The 293-nt window shown below is 56.0% G+C and carries 1 protein-coding gene; it reads right to left on the bottom strand.

Going from position 1 to position 293, the window contains the following annotated elements:
* The coding region (locus J9889_RS23135) for an IS1634 family transposase (protein ID WP_210558357.1) at nt 1–293 on the bottom strand (293 nt) is incomplete at both ends.

Genomic DNA, 293 nt, shown 5'->3' on the forward strand with positions numbered 1-293 from the left:
AGGGCCTGCATATAGACAGGTAGGCCAGCCTGATTTTCACAGATGAGCTCAAGGATCACTTGATTCAGCTCTGGCCGGTGATCACGACTATAACCACGCACCAGTTGCAGCTTACCGACCAGATCCCCATCGGCACAGTCATAGGCACCATCGACGTGGAAGCTGGTAATATCGAGGTGCACTGCGGTGCTTTTGAGCCCCAGCCGCTCGACAACTTGCGCCGCCATCACCTGATACAAGGCGCTGACATCGGCCTCAAAGAGGGCATCGAGACAGCGACCGAGCACATCATC

Source organism: Aeromonas sp. PrichA-15, assembly GCF_017939245.1.
Taxonomy (GTDB): Bacteria; Pseudomonadota; Gammaproteobacteria; order Enterobacterales; family Aeromonadaceae; genus Aeromonas; species Aeromonas caviae.